The organism is Tardiphaga robiniae (assembly GCF_001618955.1).
Lineage (GTDB): Bacteria > Pseudomonadota > Alphaproteobacteria > Rhizobiales > Xanthobacteraceae > Tardiphaga > Tardiphaga robiniae_A.
Window position 1 is genome coordinate 195,398 of record NZ_LVYV01000034.1, and the last position, 24,057, is coordinate 219,454.

The 24,057-nt window shown below is 62.8% G+C and carries 20 protein-coding genes and 1 pseudogene; 13 read left to right on the forward strand and 8 right to left on the reverse strand.

The genetic code is table 11. The annotated features are described in order from the left end of the window. Positions 1 to 29: 29 nt before the first annotated feature. Positions 30 to 1,609 (reverse strand): annotated as a pseudogene (locus A4A58_RS21065) (fatty acid--CoA ligase). Positions 1,610 to 1,749: 140 nt separating this feature from the next. Further along, positions 1,750 to 2,562 carry an AraC family transcriptional regulator gene (locus A4A58_RS21070; RefSeq protein ID WP_068735755.1) on the reverse strand — a complete coding sequence of 271 codons (813 nt, stop codon included), beginning with the start codon at positions 2,560 to 2,562 and terminating at the stop codon, positions 1,750 to 1,752. A gap of 242 nt (positions 2,563 to 2,804) precedes the next feature. On the opposite strand from A4A58_RS21070, the gene A4A58_RS21075 reads away from it, so the two are divergent. Next, positions 2,805 to 3,101, forward strand: coding sequence for a hypothetical protein (locus A4A58_RS21075; protein ID WP_139069897.1), 297 nt, complete (start codon positions 2,805 to 2,807; stop codon positions 3,099 to 3,101). A 219-nt stretch (positions 3,102 to 3,320) separates the two neighbouring features. Here A4A58_RS21075 and A4A58_RS21080 read toward each other — a convergent pair whose 3' ends face one another. Beyond that, on the reverse strand, positions 3,321 to 4,193 hold the full coding sequence (locus tag A4A58_RS21080) for an SDR family oxidoreductase (protein ID WP_068735759.1): 873 nt from the start codon (positions 4,191 to 4,193) through the stop codon (positions 3,321 to 3,323). Positions 4,194 to 4,305: 112 nt separating this feature from the next. Here A4A58_RS21080 and A4A58_RS21085 point away from each other — a divergent pair, with 112 nt between their 5' ends. The 6 genes from A4A58_RS21085 (at position 4,306) to ppc (ending at position 12,530) form a co-directional block, all read left to right on the forward strand. After that, positions 4,306 to 5,115, forward strand: a complete 810-nt coding sequence (locus A4A58_RS21085; RefSeq protein WP_068735761.1) for a crotonase/enoyl-CoA hydratase family protein — start codon at positions 4,306 to 4,308, stop codon at positions 5,113 to 5,115. Between the two features lie 149 nt (positions 5,116 to 5,264). Then, positions 5,265 to 6,809: an acyl-CoA synthetase gene (locus A4A58_RS21090; protein WP_068735764.1), complete on the forward strand. Its 1,545-nt coding sequence runs from the start codon at positions 5,265 to 5,267 to the stop codon at positions 6,807 to 6,809. 10 nt (positions 6,810 to 6,819) lie between these two features. Then, positions 6,820 to 7,626, forward strand: a complete 807-nt coding sequence (locus tag A4A58_RS21095) for a transporter substrate-binding domain-containing protein (protein WP_068736282.1) — start codon at positions 6,820 to 6,822, stop codon at positions 7,624 to 7,626. A 61-nt stretch (positions 7,627 to 7,687) separates the two neighbouring features. Beyond that, on the forward strand, positions 7,688 to 8,674 hold the full coding sequence (locus tag A4A58_RS21100; protein ID WP_244499823.1) for a tripartite tricarboxylate transporter substrate binding protein: 987 nt from the start codon (positions 7,688 to 7,690) through the stop codon (positions 8,672 to 8,674). A 5-nt stretch (positions 8,675 to 8,679) separates the two neighbouring features. Then, positions 8,680 to 9,603 carry an NAD(P)-dependent oxidoreductase gene (locus A4A58_RS21105; RefSeq protein ID WP_068735768.1) on the forward strand — a complete coding sequence of 308 codons (924 nt, stop codon included), beginning with the start codon at positions 8,680 to 8,682 and terminating at the stop codon, positions 9,601 to 9,603. 143 nt (positions 9,604 to 9,746) lie between these two features. Then, complete coding sequence (ppc, locus tag A4A58_RS21110; protein WP_068735770.1) at positions 9,747 to 12,530, forward strand: phosphoenolpyruvate carboxylase; 2,784 nt, start codon at positions 9,747 to 9,749, stop codon at positions 12,528 to 12,530. A gap of 53 nt (positions 12,531 to 12,583) precedes the next feature. Here ppc and A4A58_RS21115 read toward each other — a convergent pair whose 3' ends face one another. Further along, entirely contained in the window at positions 12,584 to 13,699 is a 1,116-nt protein-coding gene (locus A4A58_RS21115) for an SMP-30/gluconolactonase/LRE family protein (RefSeq protein ID WP_068735772.1), read from the reverse strand. 306 nt (positions 13,700 to 14,005) lie between these two features. Here A4A58_RS21115 and A4A58_RS21120 point away from each other — a divergent pair, with 306 nt between their 5' ends. Then, positions 14,006 to 15,241: a tetratricopeptide repeat protein gene (locus A4A58_RS21120; RefSeq protein WP_068735774.1), complete on the forward strand. Its 1,236-nt coding sequence runs from the start codon at positions 14,006 to 14,008 to the stop codon at positions 15,239 to 15,241. Positions 15,242 to 15,297: 56 nt separating this feature from the next. On the opposite strand, the gene A4A58_RS21125 is transcribed toward A4A58_RS21120, so the two are convergent. From A4A58_RS21125 to A4A58_RS21140, 4 genes are all read right to left on the reverse strand, one after another. Beyond that, the gene (locus A4A58_RS21125; RefSeq protein WP_068735776.1) at positions 15,298 to 16,599 is read right to left on the reverse strand and encodes an MFS transporter; all 1,302 of its coding nucleotides are present in this window, start codon (positions 16,597 to 16,599) and stop codon (positions 15,298 to 15,300) included. A 234-nt stretch (positions 16,600 to 16,833) separates the two neighbouring features. Further along, complete coding sequence (locus tag A4A58_RS21130) at positions 16,834 to 17,757, reverse strand: SDR family oxidoreductase (protein ID WP_068735778.1); 924 nt, start codon at positions 17,755 to 17,757, stop codon at positions 16,834 to 16,836. A 216-nt stretch (positions 17,758 to 17,973) separates the two neighbouring features. Further along, a complete protein-coding gene (locus A4A58_RS21135; RefSeq protein WP_068735780.1) occupies positions 17,974 to 19,113 on the reverse strand; it encodes a thiolase C-terminal domain-containing protein in 1,140 nt (379 codons plus the stop codon). 4 nt (positions 19,114 to 19,117) lie between these two features. Then, positions 19,118 to 19,531 carry a Zn-ribbon domain-containing OB-fold protein gene (locus A4A58_RS21140; RefSeq protein ID WP_068735782.1) on the reverse strand — a complete coding sequence of 138 codons (414 nt, stop codon included), beginning with the start codon at positions 19,529 to 19,531 and terminating at the stop codon, positions 19,118 to 19,120. Between the two features lie 226 nt (positions 19,532 to 19,757). Between A4A58_RS21140 and A4A58_RS21145 the strand changes: the two genes are divergently transcribed. The 5 genes from A4A58_RS21145 to alkB all read left to right on the forward strand — a co-directional run bounded on the left by A4A58_RS21145 (position 19,758) and on the right by alkB (position 24,050). Next, on the forward strand, positions 19,758 to 20,090 hold the full coding sequence (locus A4A58_RS21145) for an AtuA-related protein (RefSeq protein WP_068735784.1): 333 nt from the start codon (positions 19,758 to 19,760) through the stop codon (positions 20,088 to 20,090). A 40-nt stretch (positions 20,091 to 20,130) separates the two neighbouring features. Further along, on the forward strand, positions 20,131 to 21,495 hold the full coding sequence (locus tag A4A58_RS21150) for an amidase (RefSeq protein WP_068735786.1): 1,365 nt from the start codon (positions 20,131 to 20,133) through the stop codon (positions 21,493 to 21,495). A gap of 170 nt (positions 21,496 to 21,665) precedes the next feature. Then, a complete protein-coding gene (locus tag A4A58_RS21155; protein WP_068735788.1) occupies positions 21,666 to 22,355 on the forward strand; it encodes a DUF2848 domain-containing protein in 690 nt (229 codons plus the stop codon). Between the two features lie 318 nt (positions 22,356 to 22,673). Then, on the forward strand, positions 22,674 to 23,378 hold the full coding sequence (locus A4A58_RS21160; RefSeq protein ID WP_433993648.1) for a 2OG-Fe(II) oxygenase: 705 nt from the start codon (positions 22,674 to 22,676) through the stop codon (positions 23,376 to 23,378). 21 nt (positions 23,379 to 23,399) lie between these two features. Further along, entirely contained in the window at positions 23,400 to 24,050 is a 651-nt protein-coding gene (gene alkB / locus A4A58_RS21165) for a DNA oxidative demethylase AlkB (protein WP_068735793.1), read from the forward strand. Positions 24,051 to 24,057: the final 7 nt, after the last annotated feature.

A 24,057-nucleotide genomic window follows, 5' to 3' on the forward strand; every position in this document is an offset into this window, starting at 1 on the left:
GTAGAATGCGGCGGCAGCAGAACAAGTTCTCAATTCACCTGCCGCTCTTTCCCGACCCAATACGGATCGCGCAACTGTCGTCGCAGGATCTTGCCCGAGGCATTGCGTGGCAATGCTGCGATGAAGTCGATCGTCTTCGGCGCCTTGAATCCCGCGATGCGCTCGCGCGTGAACTTCATCAGGTCGGTTGCGCTGAGCTCCTTGCCGGGCTTCACCACCACCACGGCCTTCACTGCTTCGCCCCAGGTATCGTCGGGAATGCCGATGACGGCGACCTCCGCCACATCCGGATGATCGCAGATCGCGCTCTCCACTTCGGCGGGATAGATGTTCTCGCCGCCGGAGATGATCATGTCCTTGATGCGGTCGTGGATGTAGAGGAAGCCGTCGCCGTCGAGATAGCCGGCATCCCCGGTGCGCAGCCAGTTGTCGCGACCCAGCGTGCGCGCGGTGGCGTCCGGCAGGTTCCAGTAGCCGACCATATTGGACGCCGAGCGCGTCGCGATCTCGCCGACTTCACCTGTTGGCAGCGGCTTGCCGTCGGCATCGAGAATGGCGATCTCGATCCCCGGCAGCGCCTTGCCGGCGGAGCGCATGCAGTCGCGGCCCTCGACGTGATCCTCAGGCGCCAGCACCACGATGGTACCGGTGGTCTCAGTCATCCCGTACATCTGCACGAAGCCGCAGCCGAACACGCTGATGCATTCCTTGAGCAGGGCGGCGGGGATCGGCGATGCGCCGTACAAGATGTAACGCAGCTTGCTGAAATCCATCTCGCGCGCACGCGGCTGCCGCACGATGAACTGCATTGCCGCCGGCACCAGGAACAGTTTGCTGATGCCATAGTCGCGGAAGAAATCGAGCACCTTGTTGGGATCGAACTCCCGCGCGATCACGCTCTTGGCGCGCCGTGATAGAGGCCGAACACCGTCCAGCCGACGCCGCCGATATGAAATACCGGCATCGCCACCAGCGAGACGTCGTCGGCGGTCCAGACATTCCAGTCCGGGTTTGCGTCGGTCCCGCCGATGCGCAGCAGCGACAGGAAATTCTGATGCGACAGCATCGCGCCTTTTGGTTTTCCTGTGGTGCCCGACGTATAGAGCTGGATCGCGACGTCGTCCCTGGTCGTAGCGATGTTCGGATCGCTGTCGCTTTGCGCGTCGCGCCAGGCGGCAAAGTCCTGCCACTCCGGTGCGCCGCCTTCCATGGTCATCACGACGCGCACGCTTGGCAACTGCGGTTGCAGGCTGCGCACGAGGTCAACGAATTCCGGGCCGACGAACAGAATGCCTGCCTTGGCGTCGTCGACAATGAAGGCGATCTCCGGCGCGGCGAGGCGCCAGTTCACCGGTGCGGTGACGACCTTGGCCTTCACGGCACCGATGAGAAGCTCGATGAAGAGGTCGCTGTTCTTGCCGAGATAGGCAATGCGTTCGTTTGGCTTGACGCCGAGCGCGATCAGCCCGTTCGCGACACGGTTGGCGTTGCTATCGAGTGATTTGTAGCTGGTGTCGCGGCCTTCGAACACCAGCGCAATTGAATCGCCGCGCGCCTTTGCTTGCACGCGAATGACATCGGCCAGCGTGGCCGCTTCCGCAACGGACATGTGTCTCCCTCCCTCCGATTATTTTTTAGTTACGGAGAGTGTGAGGGTGTCCGGTTGTGCTGACAAGATGAGAAAGATTTTGCACTGCGGTGAGCGGCGACGCGCCGTGCGGAGCAATTTGGCTGATCTGATGAAATCGTTTAGTCCAGATCAGGTCGAGCTGGTGTCCTGCGTTGTTTGGCAAAATAACGCGCGGGCGGCTCGCCGAAGGCGCGACGAAACATCGCGATGAAGTTGCTGGGCGTGGCATAGCCGAGTGCTTCGGCGACGTCCGCCACGGGCTCATTGCCGGCGAGACGTTCTAGAGCCAGCGTCAGGCGCGCCTGCTGCCGCCACTGCATAAAGCTCATGCCGGTTTCGGCGGCGAATATGCGGCGTGCCGTTCGCTCTGAGAGGCCGGCAGCCTCAGCCAGTTCCTGCAGTGTCCGCGCATCGTCCGGTCGTTTGATAAGCGTGTTGGCGATCCGCAATGCCCTGAGGTCGGTGGGCATGGGGAGATGCAGCGCTTCCCGCTGCGCATGTCGAATCTCGTCGAGTAAAACAGCGACGACGCGCCCCTGTTCTGAGGTCAGTCGGTTGGCGCTGGTCCAGCCGGCGGCGCGTCTCACCAGAGCTCGCAGCAATTCACTACCGCCCATCACGCATGGCTGATCGGGGAGTGCCCTGCTTGCAGCAGGCGTTAGCAACACGCCCCATCCGCTGAGCACGCCGCTCATGGTTACCTTGTGCTCGAGGCGGGGCGGCAGCCATCCGATACGCTGCGGCGGCAGCAGCCATGAACCGTATTTGGTGTGAACCCGGATCAATCCGCTTTCGATGCAGAACAGTTGACCGCGCAGGTGATGGTGCCAGTCGAGTTCGCGCGTGCCAAACCGGAATTCATCGCCGGGCTCGTCGCTGCCCCAGACAGCCACAGCGGCGGGACCATCACTGCGTTCGGTGAAAGATGTCATGGCGCTGGCGCATCAAGAGCCCCTCTAAGGTGGCCGGTTTGCAGTATTTATCGTCCGAGTACCGTTAACGGCCCGAGGCGTCGTGGTCTAGATCATCGGCGGTCAAATCGATGCAATCTGGAGATCAAACAATGAGCCTCGATAGCCGTGCCTTTCTCATTCATGACATTGCCGCTTTTCCATTCGTGTGGTTGCGCCATGACGCCATGCATGTGCGCAGCCCTGCACAGTGGGAGATCGAAATGGACGACCTGCTCGAACGAGGGGAACCGTTCGTGATCATCTTCGAAGCGGGTGAGCACGATGAATCCCACGAAGATCGAAAGGCGAGGGCGCTCTGGCTCAAGCGCAACAAACAGGCTTTGGCTGGCGTGTGTCTCGCCGTGATCGCGATCGAGCCGGATACGGTCATCCGCGTGCTGCGCGAGGCGCAATCGGCGATGGCTGCAAAGGCATTCGGGATTGCGGCGAAAGTCGTCGCCTGCGAAGCAGACGCGTTTCTTGTTGCGCGGAAACTGCTGGAGCAGGCGCGTGGCTGAAAAAATGAGACAAGGCTTTGCGGCGTGGCGCGCGGCAAGTCTCACACTCAGTCCTCATGGTGAGGAGCGCGCCATCTGGCGCGCATCTCGAACCATGAGCTGGTGAACTCCATTCGTCCTTCGAGACGGCGCCAACTGGCGCCTCATCTCCGCTTGAACGCAATTGCGTTCAAACGGGGATGAGGTCGGGCTGTGGCGTGCGAAGCGACGTGACGCAGATCAGCCCCGCTGCGCCTTGTCCTTTTCGTTCTGCGCCTTGATGCTGTCGCGCGCCTGGATCCATTCGGCGTCTGACCAGTCGCGAAGCTGATAGAAGTTGCCGCCCATGGCGAGCGCCTGTGCGCCGTCCATGGCGATGGTCTCGCCACTGATCCAGTCGCAGCCGCCGGAGATCAGGAACACCGCGAGGTTCTGCAGTTCTTCCATCTTGCCGACGCGGCCCATTGGGTTGAGCGCCTTGGTGCGCGCACCGGCCTCGTCACCGGGCTTGATGCGCTTGCTCATGCCTTCGGTGGGAATCTCGCCGGGCGCGATGGTGTTGAGGCGGATGCCGTAGCGGCCCCATTCGGTGGCCAGCGACATGGTCATGGCATGGATCGCCGATTTGCTCATGGCGGAGGGCACCACATAGGGGCTGCCGTTGCGTACCCAGGTCACGGTGATCGAGACCACGTTGCCCGGCACCTTGTCGGCGATCCAGCGCCGGCCGACCGCATGGGTCATGTAGAACGTGCCGTGCATCACCGTGTTGGCGACCGCGTCGAAGCCGCGCGCTGACAGGTCCTGCGTCCGCGAGATGAAATTTCCGGCGGCATTGTTGATCAGGTCGGTGAGGGGACCGTCGGCCCAGATGCCTTCGATCATCGCATCGACCGCCGCGGCGTCGCGGATGTCGACGCCGTGACTGGAGACCTTGCCGCCAAATTCCGCCATCAGCTCGGTTGCGGTCTCGTCGCATACAGCCTTGCGGCGACTACAGATATGCACTTCGGCGCCGAGCTCGAGAAATTTCGCCGCCATCGATTTGCCCAGGCCTGTGCCACCGCCGGTGACGAGGATTTTTCGGCCTGCGAGGAGCTGCTGATTGAACATGGGAGGGTCCTGCTTTAAGAGGATGCGGACGGGTTAATTAGTTGATTGACTAAACCCTATACCGCTTGCGTGTAAAGCGGGAAGAAAAACAAGTCTAGGAAGGAAACCTCCCATGGAAGACCGCATCTCTGTGTCCATGACGGACGGCGTTGCCGATGTTCGGCTGGTCCGCGCGGACAAGATGAATGCGCTGGATGCGGCGATGTTCGCGGCATTGGTCGATACTGCCGAGCGCCTCAGCCGCGAGAAGGGACTGCGCGCGGTGGTGCTGTCCGGCGAGGGCCGGGCGTTCTGCGCCGGCCTCGACATGGGACGATTCGCCGCGATGAACGACAATGGCGGCGACGGTATCGGCGGCGGTCAGAAGCGCGACCTCGCGCTGCGCACTCACGGTCTTTGCAATCACTCCCAGCAGGCAGTGTGGGGCTGGCGTCAATTGCCGGTGCCGGTGATTGCCGCTGTGCATGGCGTCGCCTTCGGCGGTGGTTTTCAGGTGGCACTCGGTGCCGACATGCGGTTTCTCGCGCCGGACACGCGAATGTCAGTCATGGAAATCAAATGGGGTCTCGTGCCTGACATGGCCGGCACGCCGATCCTCGCCAGCCTCGTGCGTGATGATATCCTGCGCGACCTCACTTACACCGGCCGCATCTTCTCGGCGCAGGAAGCGCTGAGCTACGGCCTCGCCACGCGCATCTGCGACGATCCGCGCGCAGCGGCGCTCGAGACGGCGCGCGAGATCGCCGGCAAGAGCCCAGATGCGATCCGCGCCGCCAAGCGCATGCTCAACAATCTCGCTATCGATCCCGGCCGGGCGCTGCTCGCCGAATCCGTCGAGCAGATGAAGCTGATGGGTGGACCGAACCAGACCGAAGCCGTGCGCGCGAATATCGAGAAGCGCGCGCCGAATTTTGTGGACTAGCAGCCACAAGGCGCCACTTTGGCACCGTCTCGAAGGATGGCGACGGAGCACATCAGCTGATGGTGCGAGACGGCGCAAGGCGCCTCCTCACCATGAGGGTTCTTCATCGTTGCGACTGAAATCAAAAACAAAAATCCGGAAACGTATCCATGTCGACAAACTCCCTCTTTCAAGGCGTCATGTCAGGCGATCGCCGTCGCGGCTTTGCCGAATTGACCGAACGCGCGAGCCGCATCGCCGGCGGCCTGTCGCGGCTTGGCGTCAAGCAGGGTGACAGCGTCAGCATCCTGATGCGCAACGACATCGCGTTTCTCGAAGCCGCCTATGCGGTGGCGCAGCTCGGCGCTTACGGCGTGCCGGTGAACTGGCACTTCAAGCCGGAAGAGATCACCTATGTCATCAAGGATTCCGGCAGCAACGTGCTGATCGCCCATGCCGACATGCTGCATCAGCTCCGCGATGCGATTCCGCAGGGCATCGTATCGCTGAGCGTGCCGACACCCCCGGAGATCGTCGCCAATTACAAGGTCGATCCCGCACGGCTCGGCACGCCGGATGGTGCGATCGATCTGGAAAGCTGGCTCAAGGAGCAGGCGCCCTATGACGGCCCCGCGCTGCCGCAGCCGCACAACATGATCTACACATCGGGCACCACCGGCCATCCGAAGGGGGTGCGCCGTTTCGCGCCGACACCGGAGCAGGCGGCGTCAGCCGACCAGATGCGTGCACGCGTCTATGGCCTCAAGCCCGGAGCACGCGCTTTGTTGCCCGGACCGCTCTATCACTCGGCGCCGAATGCCTTCGCCCTGCGTGCCGGGCGCCTCGGCGGCGCGCTGGTGCTGATGCCGCGCTTCGATCCCGAAGAATTCCTGCGCGTGGTGCAGGACGAGAAGATCGACACGATTTTCATGGTGCCGACCATGTTCATCCGTCTGATGAAGCTGCCGGAGGACGTGCGCAAGAAATACGACATGTCGTCGCTGCGCCACATCATCCACGCTGCCGCGCCGTGCCCGGCCGACGTCAAGACAGCGATGATCGACTGGTGGGGGCCGGTGATCTACGAATTCTACGGATCGACCGAATCCGGTGCGGTGACCTTCGCGAATTCCGAAGACGCGCTGAAGAAGCCCGGCACCGTCGGCAAGATCGCCCCCGGCGCCGAACTGCGTTTCCTCGGCGATGACGGCCAGATCCTGCCTCAGGGCGAGATTGGCGAGATTTATTCGCGCATCGCCGGCAACCCGGACTTCACCTATCACAACAAGCCGGAGAAGCGCGCCGAGATCGACCGCGACGGTTTCATCACCTCGGGCGATGTCGGCTATCTCGATGCCGACGGTTATGTCTTCATCTGCGACCGCAAGCGCGACATGGTGATCTCCGGCGGCGTCAACATCTATCCCGCCGAAATCGAAGCCGCACTGCATGCCGTGCCCGGCGTGCATGACTGCGCCGTGTTCGGTATACCCGACGAGGAGTTCGGCGAGTCCCTGATGGCCGTGATCGAGCCGCAGCCGGGTGTGGTGCTCGACCTTACGACGGTGCGCGCGGACCTCAAGAAGGCGCTGGCCGACTACAAGGTGCCGAAGCAGATGGAAATCCAGAAAAATCTGCCGCGCGAAGACTCCGGCAAGATCTTCAAGCGCCGGCTGCGCGATCCCTATTGGGCAAAAGCGGGACGGACCATCTAGGAGGACGATGATGCGTGCGGCAATGATTGGAAACAAACTTGCCGCGCAGATCGCGGCGATCACTCTCGTGATTGCGGCGTTTGCCGGCCCCGCGACAGCGGTCGATCTCGAGCCGAAGCAGATCCTCGCACCATCCGGCAAGCTGCGTGTCGGCCTCTATCCGGGCACGCCGACATCCATTCTGGAATCTCAATCCGAAGGCCCTCGCGGCGTCGGCTACGATCTCGGCAAGGAGCTCGCGCGCCAATTGGGCGTGCCTTATGAGCCGGTGGTTTTTTCGAAGAATGCCGAGGTTCTCGAGGCGGTGAAGACAGGCGCAGTCGACGCGGCCTTCACCAATGCATCGGCCTCCCGCGCCAGGGACATGGATTTCGGCCCGGCCTATCTGGAAAGCGATCTCGGCTATCTCGTCGCGAAAGACTCCAAGGTTACTGGGTCTGATGATGTCGATGTCAAAGGCGTTCATGTCGGCGTCACCGCCGGCAGTTCGTCCGATGCGGTGCTGTCACGCGATTTGAAGAATGCCGAGGTCGTCCGCGTGCCGGCCATCAGACTCGCGCCCGGGATGCTGGCCGCCGGCAGCATCGATGTGTTCGCCACCAACAAGGCGACACTGTTTGAACTCGCCGAACAGGCGCCGGGGGCGAAAGTGCTCGACGGTCGCTGGGGCGTCGAGCGGCACGCCATCGCGATCCCCAAGGGGCGCGACGAGGGGATGGCATTTGTCCGCAAATTCACCGAGGATGTGAAGGCGCAGGGACTGGTCGATGCGGCCATCGCACGATCCGGACTGCGCGCTGCGACCACAGCCAAGTAGCTATATCAAGCAGCAACGACACGATATTGTTGCGCGATATTAACAAGAGGGACGACCATCCATGCCTGTGTCTTTGCCTGCGCCCATGAAACTGGCCATCGCCACGGCGGCTGTGCTGCTGTCTTTCACCAGCCCGGCGCTGTACGCCCAGACGTTTCCCAGCAAGCAGGTGACGATCCTGGTGCCCTATGCGGCCGGCGGCGCCGTTGACGTGCTGGCGCGGACCTTTGCGCAGTCGCTTTCGAAGACCTGGGGCCAGCAGCCTGTGGTGGACAACCGTCCGGGCGCCGGTGGCATCATCGCCTCGCAGGCCCTCGCGAAGTCACCGCCCGATGGCTACACGCTGATCCTCGTCGCATCGGGCCATCCGCTCAATCAGTTCTTCTATCCGAAGCTGCCCTACGACACGTTCAAGGATTTCACCGCGATCAGCGAAGTCGCCTATTCGCCACTGGCCATCGTGGTGTCGAAGGACAATCCGGCGAAGAACCTGCAGGAGCTGCTGGCGCAGGCGAAAGCGAAGCCGGACTCGCTGTCCTACGGCATGTCCGGCAATGGCACCTCGGCGCATCTCGCCGGCGAATTGCTGAACCATATGGCTGGCACCAAGATCGTCTCGATCCCCTACAAGGGCGGTGCGCCGGCACTCACGGCCGTGATTGCCGGCGACATTCCCATGAGCATCAATCCGCTGCCCGAGATCGTCGGACAGCTCGAAGGCGGCGCGGTGCGTGCCATGGCCGTGACGACGGCGACGCGCTCGGCGGCGCTGCCCAATGTGCCGACCGTCGCCGAATCTGGCGTCGCCGGTTACGATACGGCGGTGTGGTGGGGCTTCCTCGGGCCCGCCGGCATGCCGGCCGATGTCGTCGCCAAGATCCATGCGGATCTGGTGACGGCGTTGAAGGATCCGGTGGTGCTGGCGGCGCTGAAGAAGATCGATGCCACGCCGGTTGGTTCCTCGCCGGCCGAGTTCGACAAATTCATGCATGCCGAAGCGGACAAATGGGGGCCAGTGCTGAAGGCGGCAAACATCAAGGTCCAGTAAGAAGCATGACTGAACGTTCGAACCAGTGGCACTGCGGCCTGATCGGCTATGGCGAAGTTGGGCGCATTCTCGCGGAAGACCTGCGCAAGCAGGATCTCCGCGTCAGCGCCTATGATCTCAAATTCGACGGCAAAGATGCCGGGACGTTGCGGGACCATGCCGAGACCCATGGTGTCACGCTCGCATCCTCGCATGCCGATCTCGCGTCACGCGCGGATTTCATCGTCTGTGCGGTGACCGCGAGCCAGACGGTGCCAGCGGCGCAGGCCTGCGTGCCTGGTCTGAAGCCGCAGGCATGGTTTCTCGATTTCAACTCGGCATCTCCCGGCGCGAAGCAACGTGCGGCCGCGCTGATCGATGGCGCCGGCGGGCGCTATGTCGAGGGCGCGGTCATGACTTCGATTCCCCCGTATCGCATCAAGGTGCCGCTGCTGCTCGGCGGCACCGGCGCGCGTGATTTCGCGCCGCTGCTCAATGCCATCGGCTTCGATGCGAAAGTCGCCAGCGACAGGCTTGGCGTCGCCTCGGCCACCAAGATGTGCCGCAGTATCATGATCAAGGGCCTTGAGGCCATGGTGATCGAGAGCTTCACCACCGCGCGCGCCTATGGTGTCGAGGACGCGGTGATTGCCTCGCTGGTCGAGACGTTCCCGAGCATCGATTGGGAGAAGCAAGGCGCCTATTTCTTCCAGCGCGTCATCGAACACGGCCGCCGCCGCAGCGAGGAAGTCCGCGAGGTCGCCGAGACCGTGCGCGAGATCGGGCTCACGCCATGGTCGGCCGAAGGCACGGCCGAGCGTCAGGGCTGGGTCGCGGATCTCGCCGATGATGGCCTGTTCGGCACCAAGGGCGAGGCGGGTTTCGCGCGCAACGCCGACTGGCGGACAGAGGCGGATCGGATTCTGGCGAAGGTGAAGCCGAAGGGGTGAGTTCCGCGATTTATGTTGTCGTCCCCGCCTGCGCGGGGACGACAACTGAGGGGCCTGTGGATTACATCGCCACACAACTTCGTCTTGCGTCGCAGCATGAGTTGCGACCAAATGGGGCGCCGGCAACTTCCTGGAGCGTCCTTGTGTCCCTGACCCTGCCCACCGAAGAACCCGCATCCCAGCGCGGTGACGATCCTGCTCACCAGGAGGCCGATGCCCGGCTGCGCGAGGACATCCGGCTGCTCGGCCGTATCCTTGGCGACACCGTGCGGGATCAGGAAGGTGAGGCGGTATTCGCCCTGGTCGAGAATATCCGGCAGACCTCGGTCCGTTTTCACCGCGACGAGGACAAGCTGGCGCGGCGTGAACTCGAAGCCATTCTCGACGGCATGTCGATCGCCGAGACCGTGCGCATCGTTCGCGCCTACAGCTATTTCTCCCATCTCGCCAATATCGCGGAGGACCAGAACAACATCCGCCGCATGCGGGCGCAGCGCGCGAATGCGGCTAACGCATCGGGCACGCTGGCCCATGCGGTGAAGCGCGCGCGCGAGGCCGGGATCGATGCGGCGCTGCTCAGCAAGTTCTTCGGACAGGCGCTGATTTCGCCGGTGCTGACCGCGCATCCCACCGAAGTGCGCCGCAAGAGCACCATCGACCGCGAAATGGAAATCGCGGCATTGCTCGACCGGCGCGAGCGCATGCAGCTCACCGCCGAGGAGATCGAGGCGTCGGAAGAACAGTTGCGCCGCGCCGTCGTGACGCTGTGGCAGACCAATCTGCTGCGCCGGAGCAAGCTGACGGTGCTCGACGAGGTCGCCAACGGATTGTCGTTCTACGATTATACGTTTTTGCGCGAAGTGCCGCGGCTGCATTGTGTGCTGGAAGACAGCCTGCGCGCGCAGGGCGGCGCTACTGAACTCGGCTCGTTCCTGCGCATGGGCAGCTGGATCGGCGGCGACCGCGACGGCAATCCGTTCGTCACGGCAGATGTGATGCGCGGCACCATGATGCTGCAGAGCAGGCGCGCCTTCAGCTTCTATCTCGACGAACTTCACGCGCTGGGCGCAGAACTGTCCATGGCGGCGCATCTCGCCGATGTCTCCGATGAACTCCGCGCATTGGCCGAACGCTCGCCTGATCCGTCGCCGCACCGCGCTGGCGAGCCCTATCGGCTCGCGATATCCGGCGTCTATGCCCGCATGGCGGCGACGGCCCATGCGCTCGAATTGCCGAACCGCCGCGCGGCCGTGGGCGATGCCCCGGCTTACGCATCGGCGCAGGAGTTCAAGGCCGATCTCGACGTGCTCGATCGTTCGCTGATCGCTGATAATTCCGCCGTCATCGCCCGTGGCCGGCTGCGGCAACTCCGCCGCGCGGTGGATTGTTTCGGCTTCTATCTCGCCAGCCTCGACATCCGGCAGAACTCGGCGGTGCATGAGCGCACCGTCGCCGAACTGATCGACGCCGCGATGCCCGGCACGTCCTATCTCGCGCTCGGCGAGGAAGCGCGCATCGCGCTGCTGGCGAATGAATTGAAGAACGCGCGGCCGCTGGGCTCACTGTTCGTCAAATACAGCGACGAGACGCTGGGCGAACTGGCGCTGTTTCGCATGGCGGCGCAGGTCCATGCGAAATTCGGCGCAGCGGCGATCCCCCAATGCATCATCTCGATGTGCAAGGGCGTCTCCGACATGCTCGAAGTCGCGGTGCTGCTGAAGGAAGTCGGGCTCGTCGATTGTTCCGGCCGCAGCGCCATCAATATCGTGCCGCTGTTCGAAACCATCGAGGATCTGCAGGCCTCTGCAGCCATCATGGACCGGATGTTCTCGCTGCACGACTATCGCAAGCTGGTCGACAGCCGCGGCGCGGTGCAGGAAGTCATGCTCGGTTATTCCGACAGTAACAAGGACGGCGGTTTCGTTACGTCCGGCTGGGAACTGTACAAGGCCGAGATCGAGCTCATCGAAGTGTTCGAGCGGCATCACATCCGGCTGCGGCTGTTCCATGGCCGCGGGGGCTCTGTGGGCCGCGGCGGCGGCCCGAGCCACGATGCGATTCTGGCGCAGCCCGGCGGCGCGGTGGATGGCCAGATCCGCATCACCGAACAGGGCGAGATCATCTCCAGCAAATATTCCAACGCCGAAGTCGGCCGCAACAATCTGGAGATCCTGGCCGCCGCGACGCTGGAAGCGAGCCTGCTGGCGCCGAAGCACAGCGCGCCGCGCCGCGAATATCTCGAAGCCATGGAGGAGATTTCCGAACTGGCCTTCAAGGCCTATCGCGGTCTGGTCTATGAGACCGAGGGCTTTGTCGATTACTTCTGGGAATCCACCGTCATCAACGAGATCTCGACGCTGAACATCGGCAGCCGTCCGGCCTCGCGCAAGAAGACTCGCGCCATCGAGGATCTGCGCGCCATTCCCTGGGTGTTCTCATGGGCGCAGTGCCGCTTGATGCTGCCGGGCTGGTACGGTTTCGGCAGCGCCATCGAGGCCTGGCTCGCCAATCATCCCGACAAGGGCATGGCGTTCCTGCAGGAGATGCACCGCGAATGGCCATTCTTCCGCACGCTGTTGTCCAACATGGACATGGTGTTGGCCAAGAGTTCGATCGCCATCGCCTCGCGTTATGCTGAGCTTGTCGCCGACCAGAAGCTGCGCGAGACCATCTTCGGCCGCATCCGCGGCGAATGGCATCTGTGCATCGAGACGCTGCTGGATATCATGGAGCAGGAGCGCCTGCTGCAAAACAATCCGCTGCTCGATCGCTCGATTCGCAATCGTTTCCCGTATCTCGATCCGCTCAACCATGTGCAGGTTGAGCTGCTCAAAGAGCATCGCGCGAATAATCCGGACGAGCAGGTGCTGCGCGGGATTCAGCTGACGATCAATGGCATCTCGGCGGGACTGCGGAATAGCGGGTAGTTCTTTCCCTCCCCACTGCGCGGCTCCGCCGCTTGAGGGAGGGAAAGCGCCTCTCAACAGAAATGGGCGCCCTGCGTCTCCACATAGACCGCATACAATGACTGGCTCGCGGTCATGAACAGCCGGTTGCGCTTCTTGCCGCCGAAACAGACATTGGCACAGGTTTCCGGCAGCTTGATCTGGCCGATGCGCTGGCCGTCCGGCGCAAAGATCTGCACGCCGTCATAGCCCTCGCCGACCCAGCCGGCGCCGACCCAGATATTGCCTTCGGTATCGACGCGTAGCCCGTCAGGGAAGCCGGACTTGCCATCCAGCGTCATGTCGATCAGCGGCTTCGCATTGCTGAGCTTGCCGCCGTCGACGTCGTATTGCCACACCACGTTCTTGGCATTGGGATAATGCGTGATGCCGGTGTCGCAGACATAGAGCTTCTTGTAGTCCGGGCTGAACGCCAAGCCGTTCGGCTTGAACGGATCGTCCGCGACCTTGCTGATCTGGCCGCTCGCGGGGTCGATGCGATACACCGCTTCCTTCTGGTTCGGCTGCACCACGCCAGCCGCCGCGCGTTGTCCTTCATAGAGATTGATGGCGCCGTAGCCAGGATCGGTGAACCAGATCGCTTTGTCGATCGGATTGACCACCATGTCGTTCGGTCCGTTGAGCGGCTTGCCGTTTGCCTGTTCAGCCAGCGTCGTGACGCTGCCATTGTGCTCGAAGCGGACAAGGCGCGTGCGCTGCGCGCTGAGCTGGCGGCCCTCGGTGTCGAACGAATTCCCGTTGCTCTCCTCGGATGGATAGCGGAAGCGCTCGGAGATGTGGCCGTCATCGTCGAGATAACGCAACTGGCGATTGGCAGGGATATCGCTCCAGATCAGATACTGACCCTGTGCATTCCACGCCGGTCCCTCCGCCCACAGGCAACCCGTATAGAGCCGCTTGATGACGGTGTTACCGACTCTCGCCTTGAAGCGATTGGCGTCGATGACGACGATATCGGGATCGGGATAGCGCTGCGGTTCCGCACCGCGGCCGAAGTTGCGCGCGAGTGCATCAGGTGCGATCAGCGTCGTCGCTGCCAATGCAGCGGCGCTGCCTAGGATATTTCTGCGACTGAGCGAGTTGGATGGTGCGGCGGGGTGAGCAGAGTCTTGCGTGAGCTGAGTTGGCATCGTCGTCCTCCCGGCTTGTCTGGTTTTTTCCAGCCGTTGCCGGGAATTTAAATACCGTTGCGACGGGGATGCTACACAATTCGATGCTGCCGCGCGGTCATGGCGCTGCACAAGGTCGCGTCGCACCGCAGTGAACTTTTTGATAGTTCCGCGCGACCAAGACCAAAGCCCTCATTTGATGCGCGGTTCCCCATGTCGTCGTTTCGCTGTCACATATGTGTTGCAGTCGCTTCTGCAGCATTGCTGTTCGTCACGTCATTGTCAGCGCAGGCGGACAATGCATGTCGACCGCCGGTTAACCAGCGCATGATCGCGGGCTGCACGGAGATCATCGATAATCCCGCAGCAACGACTGCGGAACGCGCGGAAGCCATGAGCTACCGCGGGGCTGCGCAGATGTCTCGCGGCAATCTGGAGCGTGCGCTGGCCGACTTCTCGGCTTTCCTCGCGATGCGTCCGGATAGCGCGCTGGGCTATTACATGCGTGCGACGGCCCATGAAAAGCAGGACGATCACGAGCTTGCCCTTGCCGATTACGACAAGTCCATCGCGCTCGATCCTAACTATCCGTTTGCCTATGCGGCGCGCGGCGCCATCTACGCCGCCAAGGGTGATTTCGCTCGCGCACTTAAAAATCACGACGAGGCGATCCGGCTCAAGCCGGAACTGGGGGCGCTTTATAACAACCGTGGTCTCGTGCGCCGGAATAGCGGGGATGTGAAGGGTGCCATCGCGGATTTCTCCTCGGCTATCCGTCTTGATCCGAAAAATACACTGGCGCTGGCGTTTCGCGGCAACGTCTATCTGTTGCGCAACGATTCCGACCATGCGCTCGCCGATTTCGAAACCGCGTTGCGCCTCTCAACCACCAATCAGGACATGGCCTATTACGGCCGTGCCGAGATCAAGCTGCAGCGCGGCGATAATGACGGCGCGATCGCCGACTATAGCAAGGCGCTCGAGCTTGCTTCCGATACCGTTGATGCCTATGTCAATCGTGGCGTTGCGTTCTCGCGCAAAGGCGATTACGCCAGCGCGATTCCGAACTATGATGCGGCGCTGAAACTGACGCCGGACGATGACAGCATTCGCAACCGGCGTGCTCACTCGCATTTCATCGTCGGGCACTTTGCCGAGGCGGCTGTCGATTTCGGCAACGTGGTGGAGAAGACGCCCGAATATGATCTGGCGAAGCTGCTGCGCTACATCGCGCGGGCGCGCAGCGGCGACTTTGATATGGGCGAGCTGAAGCGCAATACCGACACGCTCGATCGGAAGGGCTGGCCATGGCCAATGGTGGCGGTCTATCTCGGCCAGATGACCCGCGACGAGATGCTCGCCAAAATGAAGGACATGCGGCTCGACGACGACTTTGGCGCTTGCGGCGTGTCGTTCTATCTCGGTCAGTATCTGATGGTGAAGCACAAGCCGCAGGAAGCGTTGCCCTATCTGAAACAGGCAGCCGAGGTGTGCCGGGGCGATGGCGAATTCGAGCGCGACGCGGCGCGCAATGAACTCAAGCGGCAACAGTCGTCGAACTGACAAACAAAAAGGGGCAGCGCCGGCGCTGCCCCTTTGAAATCGTCATGCGCGTGCGCTCAGACCTCGTGCTTGTCTGACACGAAGATCGCGATGAGCGTGATCACCGCGGCGGCAAGCACATAATAGCCGATGTAAGCGAGACCGTAATTTGCCTGCAGCCAGGTGGCGATATAGGGCGCCAGCGAGGCACCGAAGATGCTCGCGAGGTTGAACGTCATCGACGCGCCGGTATAGCGCACGGTGGTCGGGAACGGTGCCGCGAGTGCGGCACCGATCAGGCCGTAATTGATGCCGAAGATCGCGAGACCGATCAGTGCGAAGGCATAGATGCCCGCCACGCCGCCTGACAGCAGCGGTGCCAGGAAGAACGAGAATACGATCACCATCAGGCAATTGGCGATCAGGAGCGTGCGGCGACCGATCTTGTCGGCGAGCAGGCCGGCCAGGATGTTGGTGGTGCCGAAGGCGACGGCGCCGGCGATCTGCACCTTGAGCGCATCGAGCAGCGACATCTTCGCGATACCGACATTGTAGGACAGCAGATAGGCCGTGCAGACATAGAAGAACACGAAGGTCATCAGACCGACCAGCGTGCCGAGCACGAGGCTGCGCTTGTGCTTGCGCAGCAGCTCTATGCTGGGGACGGCAACGCGCTCGGCCTTCTCGATCGCCTTCTGGAATTCCGGCGTCTCGGTGATCGACAGGCGCACCCACAGGCCGATGGCGATCAGCACGATGGAGGCGAGGAACGGCACGCGCCACGCCCAGCTCAGGAAAGTTTCCGGCGAGACGAAATGCAGGAGGATGAAGAACGTGCTCGACGAGAGGAACAGGCCGAGCGGCGCGCCGAGCTGCGGGAACATGGCGTACCAGTTGCGCTTGCCTTCCGGCGCGTTCTCGGTGGCGAGCAGCACGGCGCCGCCCCATTCACCGCCGAGGCCGAAACCCTGGCCGAAACGACACAGCACTAGCAGTAGCGGTGCGGCGAGGCCGATCTGCGCATGCGTCGGCAGCAGACCGATCAGGACGGTGGAGACGCCCATGGTGAGTAATGCTGCGACCAGCGTGGTCTTGCGGCCGACGCGATCGCCGAAATGGCCGAACACGACGGCGCCGAATGGACGCGCAAAGAATGCGATCGAGAACACCGCGAAAGACGCCAGCAGCGCGGCGGTGTCGTTGCCGGCCGGGAAGAACAGTTTTGGAAACACCAGCACCGCGGCGGTGGCATAGACGTAGAAGTCGAAGAATTCGATCGTGGTGCCGATCAGGCTCGCTAGCAAAACGCGGGCGGGGGAATTCAGCGGCTTGGAATGCGGCATGGCCGCGGAGGGCATCGCGCCCGCGTGATCTGTCATGATGTTCGTCCAGCAAATGCGGTTTCGTCCGCAAATGCGTGACGTCAAACCCGTTGATTGCTGGTGACATAGCCGGTCTTGGCCGGCGTTTGAATTCTTTATGACGAAATTAGCGCGATCTCGGGTCAGATAAGACCGCTATGCATAGCTATTTGAGTAATATTGTTTCGTTTTAAATTCTGGGTTGTAGAAATCGGCTCGCGAGAGTGATGCTTCCGCGAGCCGATTAAACGCTTACACCGGATCCCAGCTGAAAATGTCAGCCGAGCGGTCGAGCTTGTAGAACGACGACTTCAGCGCCGGCATGCCGTGTTCGGCAAGGCTCTGCGGGGTCCAGCCTTCGGCGCGGTGGATGGAGCGCAGCGGGCGCGACTGGCCCATCAGGAAGATCTCGTTCATGCGCGCGGCAAAGATCTGCCCGGAGATTTCCTTGGCGTCGTCGGAGAGCAGATGCGCCACCAGCGGTGCGATCTTCTCCGGACCCATGCGCTGCATGCGCTCGACGCGGGCTTTCTCGGCTTCGGTCTCGGTCGGGATGCTGCCGATCATGCGGCTCCAGGCGAACGGCGAGACGCAGTTCGAATTAACGCCGAAACGGCCCATGTCGAGCGCAATCGACTTCGACAGGCCGACGATGCCGAGCTTGGCCGCCGCGTAATTGGCCTGGCCGAAATTGCCGATCAGGCCCGAGGTCGAGGTGAAGTGCACGAACGAGCCGGAGTTCTGCTCGCGGAAGTAACGCGCGGCGGCATGCGAGGTGTAGAACGAGCCCATCAGATGGACCTTGATCACCATCTCGAAGGCATCGATGGACATCTTGTGGAAGATCGCGTCGCGCAGGATGCCAGCATTGTTCACCACGCCATCGATCTTGCCGTAGGTGTCCATCGCCTGCTTGATGATCTTGCTGGCCGGGATCGCTTCGGCGACCGATTCAAAGTTGGCAACGGCGGTGCCGCCGGCCTTGGTGATTTCCTCGACGACCTGCTCGGCAGGTGTTGCGCCATCGCCGCCCGAACCGTCGGTGCCGACGCCGGGATCGTTGACGACGACCTTGGCGCCTTCGGCCGCGCAGAGCAGCGCAATGCCACGGCCGATGCCGCGACCCGCGCCGGTGACGACGATGACCTTGCCGTCGAGTGATTTGGTAGATGCCATGTGGTGGTTCCTCTTGGTGGTGAAATTGATGTTGTGCGCTAACCTCTCCCCGCTTGCGGGGAGAGGTCGGGTCACGCGCGTTAGCGCGTGATCCGGGTGAGGGGGACTATCCATGTGCTCGGAGCCTGTGGATAGTCCCCCTCATCCGACTCGAACGCGCTTCGCGCATTCGAGCCACCTTCTCCCCGCGAGCGGGGAGAAGGTAACGATGCCGCGCTACTTCTCGTTCGTAAAAATCACCGTCCCCGACGCGGCGAACATGCCGCCGACGCCGTGACAGACTGAGATCTTCGCGCCTTCGACCTGCGCCGGCGCGATTCCGCGCATCTGGCGCACGCTTTCCTGCAACGCATACATGCCGTACATGCCGGAATGCATGTAGCTGAGGCCGCCGCCATTGGTGTTCATCGACAGCTTGCCGCCGGGGCGGGTGTTGCCGTCGGCGATGAATTGGCCGGTTTCCTCATGCGGCATGAAGCCGAGATCGCCGAGACCATACAATGGCAGATGCGCGAAGGCATCGTAGATCATCAGGTGATCGACGTCCTTGTGCGTGATCCCCGCCTCGCGGAACGCGGTCGGTCCTGCCACGGTGAAGGCGCGCGATGAATCGAACGTCTTCATCTGGCTGACCATGGGCGTTTCCACGCTCTCACCGGTGCCCAGAATATAGACCGGCTTGTTCGGGAAATCCTTGGCGCGATCCGCCGAGGTCAGGATCAACGCGCCGCCGCCATCGGTGACGAGGCAGCATTGCAGGATGCGGAACGGATAGGCGATCATCTTCGAGTTCAGTACATCCTCGACCGTGATCGGCGCCTTCATCATCGCGCGCGGATTCTTCGCGGCCCATTCGCGCTGGAACACGGCCACTGAAGCGATCTGCTCATGGGTGATGCCGTGCGTCTTCATGTAGCGCAGGACGGGGATCGGGAACATGCTCGGCGGGCCATAGACGCCATAAGGCGCCTCGAACTGGCCCTGCAGGCTGTCGGCCGGAATCGAGCGCGGCAATTTGCCGATCATCGACTTGCCGGACTCGGCATGCGTGATCAGCACGGTCTTGCACAGCCCGGCCTCGATCGCGGCAGCCGCGTGGCGAACATGCAGCATGAAGGAGCAACCGCCCACGGAAGTGCCGTCGACCCAGGTCGGGGTGATGCCGAGATAATGCGCGATCTGCTGCGGTGTCTCCACCGCAGTGGCGATGCCGTCGATGTCCGAGAGCTTCAGCCCGGCATCCTTGATGGCGTTGAGCGCCGCATCCGCGTGAAGCTGGATCTGCGACGTGTTGGGGATGACGCCGAGCTCGGTGGTCTCGGCTGCGCCGACGACGGCGACTGCGTTTCTGCGCATGATCTCAACCCCCAGCCGGACGGAATACGGGGAGGGTGATGGTGTCGTCGAGTTTCTCGAAGGCGACCTCGAGCTTCATGTCGAGCACGAGCGCCTCCGGCGTCTGCGGACAATCGATGATGTTGCTCATTAGCCGCGGACCTTCCTCAAGCTCGACCACGGCGATCGCATAAGGCGGCGTGAAGCCCGGCGCGGCGGGCCGGTGATTGATGACGTAGCTGTAGAGGAAACCCTTGCCCGAGGCCTTGAACACCGACACCTTGCGCGAGGCGCAGCCTGGGCAGAACGGCCGCGGCGGAAAATACACGTTGCTGCAATCGTCGCAGCGCTGCAGGCGCAATTCGCCGGCTTTGGCGCCGTCCCAATAATGCTGGGTTTCCGGTGTCGGTTTCGGCCGCGCGCGGGCTGGTTCAGCCATGTGTCGTCTTCTCTCCCTTGGACGGGGATTTGGCCCCGTTCGTTGTCCTCTGGATGGACATTCCACATTCCACCGGGGGCGGTCCAGCGCGCGGGCTGCATGGCCGTATCTGCTCACTGCGGGACGACGTGGAATTCGAATTGGAATTCAGGTTGAAATACGTGCGAGGCTTGTCCCGCTGCAACCAGGCAGGGTAGGTTGGTACGGATGGTTGAGGGAGCATGACGTGAAGCTGCGCGAGATCGCCCATTCCCGCACAGGTGACAAAGGCAACATTTCCAACATCTCGGTAATTGCCTTTGACGCAAAGCTATATCCGTTGATAGTATCGCAGGTGACTGCCGCGCGCGTGAAGGCCCTGTTTGCGGGCATCGTCGCGGGCGAGGTGGTCCGCTACGAGCTGCCCAATCTCGCAGCGTTGAACTTCGTGATGGATCAGGCGCTTGGCGGCGGGGTGACGCGATCGCTGGCGCTCGATGCGCATGGCAAATCGCTCAGCTCCGCGCTGCTCGATCTGGAAATCGAGGACACTTTCGGCGATACCGACCGGGCGCCGTGACCACCTGCGGGTCCGGCAAGACACACAGGATGCCGCGACCATGAGCAACGACTTCCACCAGACCGCACCGACCCTCGCCAGCCTGGCCGCCGACCTCGCCGCCGGCCGCACCACGTCCCGCAAACTGGTCGAAGCCTGTCTGGCCAAAATCGCCGATCCGAACGGCGAGGGTGAGCGCACCTTCATTCATGTCGACAAGGACGCGGCACTGGCCGCCGCCGATGCCATGGACGCGCTGCGCAAAGCCAATGCCGCGCCGTCGCGCTTTGCCGGCATTCCGATCTCCGTCAAGGACCTGTTCGACATCAAGGGCCAGGTGACCCGCGCCGGTTCGCGCGCGCTGGACGATTCCGCGCCCGCCGATGCCGACGCGCCCACCGTCGCGCGTCTGCGCCGCGCCGGCTTCGTGGTGATCGGCCGCACCAACATGGTCGAATTCGCCTATTCGGGCATCGGCACCAATCCGCATTACGGCACGCCGAAGGGGGCGTGGAAGCGCGAGGTTGGCCATGTGCCCGGCGGATCCTCCTCCGGTGCCGCCATCTCCGTGCTCGATGGCATGGCGCATGCGGCATTGGGTACCGACACCGGCGGTTCCTGCCGCATTCCGGCAGCCTTCAACGGCATCGTCGGCTACAAGCCGACGCAGCGCCGCGTGCCGCTCGATGGCGCCGTGCCGCTGTCCTTTACGCTCGACAGCATCGGCCCGCTCGCACGCTCGGTCGCCTGCTGCGCGGCGATGGATGCTGTGCTGGCCGGCGAACCGGAATTTGAGCTCACGCCGCGCCCGATCAAGGGCATGCGCCTTGCTGTACCGACCACCATGGCGATGGACGATCTCGATCCCGTCGTGGCCACCGCCTTCGAACGCGCGCTGAAGAAGCTCGCCGACAAGGGCGCGATCATCGAGCGCATCGAAGTGCCTGAGTTCAACGATATCGCGCCGATGAGCACCAAGGGCGGCTTCACGGCTGCTGAATCCTATGCCTGGCATCGCTATTTGCTTGCCAGCAAGGGCGACGTCTACGATCCCAGAGTCGCGCTGCGCATCCAGCGTGGCGAGACCCAGAACGCCGCCGATTATCTCGACCTGCTGCCGATGCGCCGTTCGTTGATCGCGCGGACCGAAAAGCGCATCGCGCCTTACGATGCGCTGGTGCTGCCGACCTGCGCGATCACGCCGCCGTCGATCGCCGACATGGCTGACGACAAGGTGTTCTCCAAGCAGAACCTGATGGCGTTGCGCAACTGCACGCTGATCAACATGATCGACGGCTGCGCCATCTCGCTGCCGATCCACGCAAAGGACGAAGCGCCTGTCGGGTTGATGCTGGCAGCCGCCGGCTGCTCCGACCGCCGCATCTTCGAACTCGCGGCGGGCATGGAGACGCTCGTTCGCGGCTGATGTTTTCTAACCTCTCCCCGCTTGCGGGGAGAGGTCGGCGCGCAGCGCCGGGTGAGGGGGAGCCGGTGTTTCACTCGCTGGCTCCCCCTCACCCCACCCCTCTCCCCGCAGGCGGGGAGAGGGAGCGCGACGCCGGAGCTCACTTTCAATTGCAAGCAAGGAAGAACCACATGACCACCGAGATCGCGTTCACCCTGGACGCAAAAGGCAGCAAGACGCCGTTGACGCTCAAGATCACGCAAGGCGTCATCGCCGGCTGGACCGGCCGCGATCCCGTCGCGCGCGATCATCACATCAAGGAACTCGAGGCGCTCGGCATCGCGCCGCCGGCTTCGACTCCGATCTATTACCGCTGCTCGGCGCGCCGCTTCACCACTGATGGCATGATCGAATGCACCGACGAGAATTCGTCGGGTGAAGTCGAGTTTTGCCTGATCGCGTCAGGCGGCAAGACCTATGTCGGCGTCGGCTCCGACCATACCGACCGCAAGGTCGAGACCTACAACATCACCGTGTCGAAGCAGATGTGCGACAAGCCGATCGCACCTGTCGTGTGGGAGCTCTCCGAACTGCTTCCGCATTGGGACCAAATCATCCTGCGCTCCTGGGCCACCATCAAGGGCGAGAAGGTGCTGTATCAGGAGGGCCTGCTGAGCGGCATGTTGCCGGTGGCGGAACTGATCAAGAAAGGTTTCGACAGCGACAAGCTGCCAGACGGCACCGCGATGTTCGGCGGCACCTTTGCAGCCAAGGGCGGCATCCGTCCGGCGGAGCGTTTCGATTATGAGATCGAAGACCCCGTGCTGAAGCGCAAGATCAGCCATGGCTATGATGTGAAGACGTTGCCGGTGGTGGGCTGAGGCCAAGCACTCGCCGTAATCCTACACTCGTCATTCCGGGGCACGCGCGCATCTTCGCGCACGTGAACCCGGAATCCCGGAGTGTTTGGCTCCCGGAGACTCCCATGACGAGATTCCGGGCTCGCCGCCGCCTTCGGCGTCGGTCCCGCCCCGGAATGACAGTGTGGGGCGGTCAGCGCTTCCATCCGGAAATCGGGTGGCTTCGCTCGCCCATTTCCCCAAAATGGCCAACAGGCCATGACAACATGATCGCGGCCGGATGACGGAGGCGATGACATGGTTTCACTCGCGAAGAAGCGCCCAGAAAACAATGACGCCATGTCGCAAACGCGCATCGCCGCCATCGACTGGCAGCGCATTGGCACCGAGCTCGATGCCCAGGGCTGTGCGGTATTCGAAAAGCTGCTGTCCCCCGACGAGTGCCATCATCTCGCGGCGCTCTATCCCGACGACACGCATTTTCGCAGCCGCATCGTGATGGGCCGCCACGGCTTCGGCCGCGGCGAATACAAATATTTCAACTATCCGCTGCCCGATCCGATCGCCGGCCTGCGTCCGGCGCTCTACGGACCATTGAGTACAATCGCCAATCGCTGGAACGAGGCGATGGGGATCGACGTCCGCTTTCCCGCCGATCACGCCGCCTTCCTCAAGCGCTGCCATGAGGCCGGCCAGACACGGCCGACGCCACTGCTGCTGCAATATGAAGCCGGCGACTACAACTGCCTGCATCAGGATCTCTATGGCGAACACGTGTTTCCGCTGCAGGTCGCGATTCTGCTGTCGGAGCCATCGGAGGATTTCACCGGCGGAGAATTCGTGTTGACGGAGCAGCGGCCGCGCATGCAGTCGCGCGCCGAAGTGGTAGGCTTGCGGCAGGGCGATGCGGTAGTGTTCGCCGTGCATCACCGCCCGGTTGCCGGCACGCGCGGCAGCTATCGCGTCAATCTGCGCCATGGCGTCAGCCGCGTGAAGTCGGGCCGGCGCCATACGCTCGGGGTGATCTTTCACGATGCGAAATGACGGGACGACTGAACAACCGCGATGACCGACCTGTTCGCCGATATCAGGGACGACCAGCCTGCGTGCGAAGAACTCGCCGAGGGAGCGGTTCTGCTGCGCAACTTCTTCGCTGCCGAACAGCCGGATGTGATCGCGGCGCTGCGCACAATCGTGAAAGCCGCGCCGTTCCGCCATCTGGTCACGCCGGGCGGTCACACCATGTCGGTCGCCATGACCAATTGCGGCCGTGTCGGATGGGTGTCGGATTCATCAGGTTATCGCTACGACCCCGTCGATCCCGACAGCGGCAAGCCATGGCCCGAAATGCCGGCACCGTTTCGCGATCTCGCCGCGCGCGCGGCGGTTCAGGCCGGCTTCGATGCCTTCATGCCGGATGCCTGCCTGATCAATCGCTACAAGCCGGGCGCCAAACTCTCGCTGCATCAGGACAAGGACGAGCTGGATCTGCGCGCGCCCATCGTTTCGGTCTCGCTCGGCCTGCCGGCGACATTTCTGTTTGGTGGTCTCACCCGCAGCGCGCCTCAGAAGCGCTATCGTCTGACCCATGGCGACGTCGTGGTCTGGGGCGGTCCGGCGCGGCTGGCCTATCACGGCGTCGCGCCGCTGCCGGACGGCGAACATCCCGTCATGGGCGGCCAGCGCATCAATCTGACCTTCCGCAAGACGCAGTGACGCGCGA